The 7,164-nt window shown below is 48.8% G+C and carries 6 protein-coding genes; 1 reads left to right on the forward strand and 5 read right to left on the reverse strand.

What is annotated here, in order from left to right; all coding sequences use genetic code 11:
- Positions 1–118: 118 nt before the first annotated feature.
- The 5 genes from accA to EGV91_RS01155 all read right to left on the reverse strand — a co-directional run bounded on the left by accA (position 119) and on the right by EGV91_RS01155 (position 6,731).
- Complete coding sequence (gene accA, locus EGV91_RS17435) at positions 119–1,102, reverse strand: acetyl-CoA carboxylase carboxyl transferase subunit alpha (RefSeq protein ID WP_135500337.1); 984 nt, start codon at positions 1,100–1,102, stop codon at positions 119–121.
- The gene (gene accD / locus EGV91_RS17440; protein ID WP_135500338.1) at positions 1,089–1,967 is read right to left on the reverse strand and encodes an acetyl-CoA carboxylase, carboxyltransferase subunit beta; all 879 of its coding nucleotides are present in this window, start codon (positions 1,965–1,967) and stop codon (positions 1,089–1,091) included. The genes accA and accD overlap by 14 nt, the downstream gene beginning before the upstream one ends.
- Complete coding sequence (locus EGV91_RS01145) at positions 1,951–2,601, reverse strand: FadR/GntR family transcriptional regulator (protein WP_135500339.1); 651 nt, start codon at positions 2,599–2,601, stop codon at positions 1,951–1,953. The genes accD and EGV91_RS01145 overlap by 17 nt, the downstream gene beginning before the upstream one ends.
- Positions 2,602–2,714: 113 nt before the next feature.
- Positions 2,715–5,771 carry a DNA polymerase III subunit alpha gene (dnaE, locus tag EGV91_RS01150; RefSeq protein WP_241666080.1) on the reverse strand — a complete coding sequence of 1,019 codons (3,057 nt, stop codon included), beginning with the start codon at positions 5,769–5,771 and terminating at the stop codon, positions 2,715–2,717.
- Positions 5,772–5,792: 21 nt separating this feature from the next.
- Entirely contained in the window at positions 5,793–6,731 is a 939-nt protein-coding gene (locus tag EGV91_RS01155; protein ID WP_135500341.1) for a DHH family phosphoesterase, read from the reverse strand.
- Between the two features lie 93 nt (positions 6,732–6,824).
- On the opposite strand from EGV91_RS01155, the gene EGV91_RS01160 reads away from it, so the two are divergent.
- Positions 6,825–7,124 carry a YtpI family protein gene (locus EGV91_RS01160; RefSeq protein ID WP_135500342.1) on the forward strand — a complete coding sequence of 100 codons (300 nt, stop codon included), beginning with the start codon at positions 6,825–6,827 and terminating at the stop codon, positions 7,122–7,124.
- The last annotated feature ends 40 nt before the right edge of the window (positions 7,125–7,164 follow it).

Genomic DNA, 7,164 nt, shown 5'->3' on the forward strand with positions numbered 1-7,164 from the left:
TCTTGAAAACCATGTTATTCTGTTAATTCTTTGTTTTTTCGTTAATAAATCAAGCGCATTTGAAAAGGCAGCGCATTCATTTTGCTAAGGCAACGAAAAAAACCGCCGAAGCGGTCCTTTATTCACTAAATACGCCAATGGATTTGAATTTTTCGTAGCGCTGGTTGATCAGTTCATCGCTGTTCAGCTTATTCAGCTCCACTAAAGATTCCTTGATTGCAGCAGCCATAAATTCGGCTTGTTTTTGTGCGTTATGGTGCGCGCCTCCGCGCACTTCAGGAATCATGCGTTCGATGATGCCCATTTCCAGCAAATCGGGTGCAGTGATTTTCATCGCTTCCGCCGCCGTTTGGGCAAGTGCCGAATCTTTCCAAAGAATCGAAGCGGCACCTTCTGGGGATATCACGGAGAACGTCGAATTCTCCAGCATCAGAATATGGTTTCCGACACCCAGCGCAAGTGCCCCGCCGCTGCCTCCTTCACCGATGACAATCGACAAGACCGGTACTTCAAGGCCTGCCATTTCCACAAGATTGCGTGCAATTGCCTCACTTTGGCCGCGTTCTTCAGCCGCTTTGCCCGGATAGGCACCTTTCGTATCGATCAGGCAAATAATTGGACGTTTAAATTTCTCTGCTTGCTTCATCAGGCGTAGGGCTTTCCGGTAGCCTTCGGGATGCGGCATACCGAAATTGCGGCGGATGTTTTCTTTCGTGCTTTTCCCTCGCTGATGGCCGATCACTGTAACAGGCTGCCCCTCAAAAGAAGCGATGCCGCCGACAATGGCTTCGTCATCGCCGTATAAACGGTCACCGTGGAATTCAATGAACTCTTCAAAGATGAGCGGGATATAATCCAAGGTGGTCGGACGCTCGGGGTGGCGCGCCACTTGCACACGGTCCCAGGGCTTCATGTTTTCGTAGATGTCATTCTCCAGCTTTGACAGACGGTCTTCGAGACTCTTGATTTCCGAACTCAAATCCACTTCCGCCGTAGCCGAATACTCTTTTAACTCATTGATTTTTTTGTGCAATTGGATCAACGGTTCTTCGAAGCCCATCGATTTGGGCGCATTTTTTTTCGATGATTTATGCTTGGGCATTGTGTTCAGCCCCTTTCGCGTGAAGTTTAACGATTGCCGTTAAAGTTTCTTTCATTTTTCCGCGGTGGACAACGGCATCCAATTGCCCATGGTCCAATAGGAACTCAGCTGTCTGGAAATCTTCCGGCAGTTTCTCGCGCACCGTTTGTTCAATGACCCGGCGGCCCGCAAAACCGATGAGTGCTTTCGGCTCCGCGATGTTGATATCGCCGACCGATGCAAAACTGGCCGATACGCCACCCGTTGTCGGATGCGTCAAAATGGAAACGAATAAGAGACCGGCATTGCTGTGGCGTTTTAATGCAACACTTGTTTTAGCCATTTGCATAAGCGACAAGACACCTTCTTGCATGCGTGCACCGCCGCTCGCTGTAAAGATCAAAAATGGAATACCGCGGCTGGTTGCCGCTTCGATGGCACGGGTAATTTTTTCTCCGACAACAGAACCCATCGAGCCCATGCGGAAATGTGAATCCATGACGGCGATCGAAATTTCATGGCCGCCAATTTTGCCGATACCTGTCAAGACAGCTTCGTTCAAGCCTGTCTTTTCGCTATCGGCTTTGATTTTTTCTGTGTAGCCAGGAAAACCAAGCGGATTCTCTGATTTCAAATGGTCATCCATCGAATGGAAAGAGCCTTCATCCAGCAAGCTATCAATCCGTTCGTAGGCAGTCATTTTATAATGATGGTCGCATTTCGGGCAGACCTTCAGTAACTTGGTCAAATCTTTCGTCAAAGTGATTTCTTTGCATTCCGGGCATTTTGTCATCAGCCCTTCCGGCACATCCTTTGATTTTTTTGAAGGGATCGTCGCTTCTCTAACATCTTTATTGCGTTTGAATATTTCACGAATTATCGCCATTTAGCATTCTCCTTTTTTCTATCCATTCACTCCAGGATTTAAAAGCGTGGATCGCCTTCTCTTCTTGCTGATTTTCGAGTGCATCCAATATCGGAAGCATCAAATCCTTTTCGTCTTCCGACACTTCGTGTGAATACGGGCTGCCGCTGTATTGGTGCAGCAGAAACCAAATTTTCAACGATAGCCGGTTGCCTGACAAAACCATCAATTCACGGACGAAATCGGCCCGTTGAAAACTTTCGCCTTCGAGCCTTTTCTTAAAGCTGTCCCAAATGCGCAGCTCCGCCAACGCTTTGTTTTGGCAGATAGACTGGATTGCCGAGATTTCGTGCATCAACCGTGTCTCCCAGACATCTTTCCGGGATTGGTTGTCCTGCAATATGAAAGTGGATAATACCTCCACTAATTTATGGTTGCGATGGTCGGAAAGGAACGTCCCTTCTCCCCTGCGTGTTTCGATGAGCCCCAATAACTCAAGGCTCCGCAGCGCTTCCCTGAGCGTCGATCTGCCGACTTGAAGCTTTTCTGCCAGTTCCCTTTCAGATGGAATGCGGTCGCCCGGCCTGATTTTCTCCTGCCGGATCATGTCTCGGATTTCTTTGACAATGTCTAAATATCGCTTTGATTGATTCATGGTCGCCCCTATTTTCCATTAATTTGAAAGTGGTCTGGCCACTCATATTGTTTAGAATACAAAACTTTTCGCCATACGTAAAGAAAAAACTGCCTTTCCTGGAAGAAAGGCAGTCAGCTATCGATTGTTTTGCATATAATGGCTGTTTTTTGGTTGCGGTTTTCAATAATGCCTTGCACTTCCAAAATGGCGTTTATTTCAAGCAACGCGTTGAACTTGGCGTATTCGGCCGGGAATAACGTGACGGATGCAGGACCAGTATCATCCTGCAACGTGACGAACCCCATTGCGTCTCCTTTTTTTGTACGGATCCGTTTGACATCCTCTACCATTCCAAGCACAAGGACGGGTTCGCGGTCTTTGCTGTTTTTCAATTCCGCTAAATCAGCAAACGTTTTTTGGCGCTGTTCTTTTTCCCGCGCAATCGGATGCATCGACAAATAAAAGCCGAGCACTTCTTTTTCAAAATCTAGCTTCAAGTTTTCCGGCATGGGTGAAGCTTTGGCGTATTTCGGCTTCATAAAGCTTGACCCCATATCGTCAAAGAGTCCAGGCTCTTCATTGGGCTTAACCAGTTCAGCGTGTTTCACCGCACTGTCAAGCGACGCCAGCAGAACTCCTCTATCCAGTCCAAACCCATCCAATGCGCCAGCTTTTATCAGCGGTTCAAACGCTTTTCTGGTGAAATGCACGGCAGAGATGCGTTCGGCAATGTTGAACATGCTGGTGAACGGACCTTCTTTGCGTGCGTTCAGCAATGCTTTGATGGCATTGCCTGGTACGCTTTTCACTGAATTCAGCCCGATCCGGATCCCTTCGCCATCCACTGAAAACGAGTAGCCGCTTTCCTGGATTGATGGTGGAAGAACCGGGATGCTGCGCCCTTTTATCTCCTGCAGCAATTGCTGGATCTTTTCGTTATTGCCTGCGCTGTTCGCCAGCATCGCCGCATAAAACGGCAGGGCGTAATGCGTCTTCATAAATGCCAGTTGATAGGAAATCATGCTGTAAGCGACGGCGTGGCTTTTCGGAAATCCATAATCTGCAAAACGGACGATCAAATCGTAGACTTCAGTCGCTGCAGCTGCAGGGAAGCCTTTTGAAGCTGCACCTTTTGTAAAGTTCATTCGTTGCTCATCGAGAATTTCGCGTTTCTTTTTGCTGACTGCCCGCCGGAGCAGGTCGGCTTCTCCGAGTGAAAAGCCTGCCATCTGTGCAGCAATCTGCATGATTTGCTCCTGGTAGACAATAACACCATAAGTTTCCGCCAGAATCGGCTCCAGTATGGGATGGGCGTAGGCCACAGTTTCCTGTTTATGCTTGCGGCGAGCGTATAACGGAATAAACTCCATCGGACCTGGCCGGAATAATGCGTTGACCGCTACGATATCGCCGAAAGCTGTCGGTTTGACTTGCTGCAGCGAGCGCCTCATCCCATCGCTTTCAAGCTGGAAGATGCCCGTCGTGTCACCTTTCGCTAACAAGGCGTAAGTGGCATCGTCTTGGAGCGGAATTTTGCGGTAATCGATCCACTTTCCGCTTTGGCGATGCAGCAGCCGCCGGATTTGTTCGAGAATCGTCAAGTTGCGCAGGCCGAGAAAATCCATTTTCAGCAGGCCGATTTGTTCCAGCTCCCCCATTGGCCATTGGGTGATGTAGATGTCTTCGCTGCCTTTTTCAATCGGCACGAGGTCGACAAGCGGTGCAGGGCTCAATATGACGCCTGCTGCATGCGTCGAGGCATGCCGCGGCAGCCCCTCTAATTTCAATGCGGTTTTGAACCAGGTTTTCCGTTCTTCTTTGGCAATGACCCAATCGCTGAATTTGGGGGACTCTTTTAATGCAGACCTTAGGGTCGTGCCCAGACGGTTTGGAATCATCTTGGAGATTGCCTCCAGCTCTTCCGCCTCAAAACCGAAAACCCTGGCAGTATCGCGTGCGACCGCTTTTGCAGATAAAGTTCCGAACGTAATGATCTGAGCTGTTTTATCTTTGCCGTATTTTCGTGCGACATATTCCACAACTTCATGGCGGCGATGGTCGGCGAAATCGATATCGATATCCGGCAGCGTGACGCGTTCAGGATTTAAGAAACGTTCAAATAACAACCCGTGTTCGAGCGGATCGACATCTGTTATGCGCAAAGAAAAAGCGACAAGCGAACTGGCAGAAGATCCCCTGCCCGGCCCTGTCAGAATTTCCTGTTCACGGGCAAACTTCATGAAGTCAGCGACAATCAAAAAATAATCGATAAAGCCCATTTGGCTTATGACACCCAATTCATATGACAATCGCTGAGAATAAGCCGCAGTTGTACCAGGAAGCCGCTCCTCAAGGCCCGTCTTGCAAAGTTCTTCTATGTAACGCAAACGGTCCGTTCCTTCCGGCAACGGGAACATAGGGAGCAATTGCCCGTGCAAAGCAATCGCCACTTGGCAGCCCGCCATGAGCGCCGCTGCTTCAGCGACCCATTCCGGGCGGTCCGAGAACCAGCCGGAAAATTCTTGGGCTGTTGGCACATATGCTTTTGCGTGCCCAGGCTTTTTGCGTTCCGGGTCATTCATTTTCAAGCCTTGGCCGATTGCGGAAGCCACTTCAAAAGCAAATGCATCTTCTTCGCGCAAATAGCGGCATTCTTGTGTGGCAAAGATGGCAAGCCCGAGTTCGGTGCATTGCGCCACGAACCCTTCTTCGTATTCCGTCCGTTCCCCGCCCGGCCGGCTGACGCTTGCGAAGCATTCCTCCCCGAATACCGACTGCAAATACCGGAACGCTTCACTCCGGTCTGTCAGCGTCCACTGGATGGAATTCGGAATTGCACAGACCAGTCCGTCTTTATAGGCTTTGAGCCATTGCTCCGGAATTGAATTTTTATCCCGGGTGGACAATGCGCTCGTTATTTTCAATAAATTTTGGTAGCCGGCATTGGACCGGGCATACAGCACTACTGGATATTCTTGTCCATCAAATTCAATAAACGCCGAAAGGCCGGCCACCGCATGGATGCCCGCCTTTTTGCACGCTTCCCAAAAGGGCAGTATGCCGTATAATTTCGTATTGACGATGGCAGCCGAGACGGTCCCTTGCTGTTTCAGGAAAGGGAAAAGTTCGTCAAGGCGCACCGTGCTTTTCAGCAGATCAGCCGAAGTGCTTATATGCGGGTAGACCATTGACAACGCTATCCCTCCTTTTTACGATGAGCAAATTTCATTCAGGCGCGCAACAACCCGGTCCGCTTCTTCCCATGAATAAGCTGTAGCACCAGAAGCCATTGGATGACCCCCGCCGCCGAACTCTTTTGCCAAGCCATTGATGACCGGGCCTTTAGAGCGCAGGCGTACACGGATTTCATTTTCTTCTTCGATAAAAATAACCCATGCTTTTAAGTCTTTTACGTTGCCCAAGGAACCGACTAGAAGAGAAGTTTCCGTCGCTGTAACACCGAACTCCTTTAGAATATCCATTGTGATTTTGACATGGGCAGCACCGCTGCTTTCCATAACGAAGTTCTGATAAATATAGCCCTGCAGATGTAGCAAACTGCGATCCATTTCATACAAGCCGTTATGGAGTTCATTGCGGTCGAAATCAGCCTTGATCAATTCACCGGCTACGTCGAATGTCTTTTCCGTCGTGCTCGGAAACAGGAATCGGCCTGTATCTGCGATGATGCCGGCATAAAGCTGGCGTGCAGCTGAAGCTGGCAGCTCCCACCCCTTGTGCTGACGGCCGTATGCAAACAATTCGAAAACGAGTTCAGAAGCAGAACTGGCTTTGGTATCGACCAAAAGCAAGTCTCCATAAGCGTCATCATTCGGATGGTGATCGATTTTCACTATTTTTTCCCCGGTCTTGTAGCGCTGGTCATCAACGCGTTCAGTATTGGCCGTATCCGTGACAATCACCAGGGCGCCTGCGTAGTTCTGATCTTCGACGGTATCCGGATAACCGAGAAAGTCGAGCGTGAAATCGTGTTCGCCTGCCGCCAAAACTTGTTTTTCCGGGTAATTATGCTGCAGGAGGTATTTCAGGCCAAGCTGCGATCCGTAAGCATCAGGATCCGGGCGAACATGGCGATGGATAATGATCTTGCTATACTGTTCAATTGTGTCGATGATTTGACTGTTCATATCCAAGTTCCTCCATTTATAAGGAAATCCATTCGCAATTCCATGCTTTTCTAAGTACAATAGAAATGAATTATGCATGACAGGAGGTCCCTTATGTTAGTATTCGTATTATTGATCATTGTATCATTTGTTTTTTATTTTTATTATAAAACAAAACAATTCCGCGCGGTGCTGCCGATCCGCAAAAAGTGGTACGGCGCTACGGCATCATTTTCACTGGGTGCTTTTATGCTCTTTTTCGGCATCAACCAGCTTTTCGTCTTCCAGACAGCCGTCACCTACATCATTGCCGGCATTTTCATCGTGTTAGGCTTAGCGATGATGGTCACGAATTACAAAGCGGCTAAACATTACCACCAATTTGTTGCCGAAGAAGCGCGCTTGAACCAGTAAGCAGCATAATAGTTGTAAGAGCTAAAACCTCTCCTTCTTG

Source organism: Planococcus koreensis, from assembly GCF_004761975.1.
GTDB lineage: Bacteria > Bacillota > Bacilli > Bacillales_A > Planococcaceae > Planococcus > Planococcus koreensis.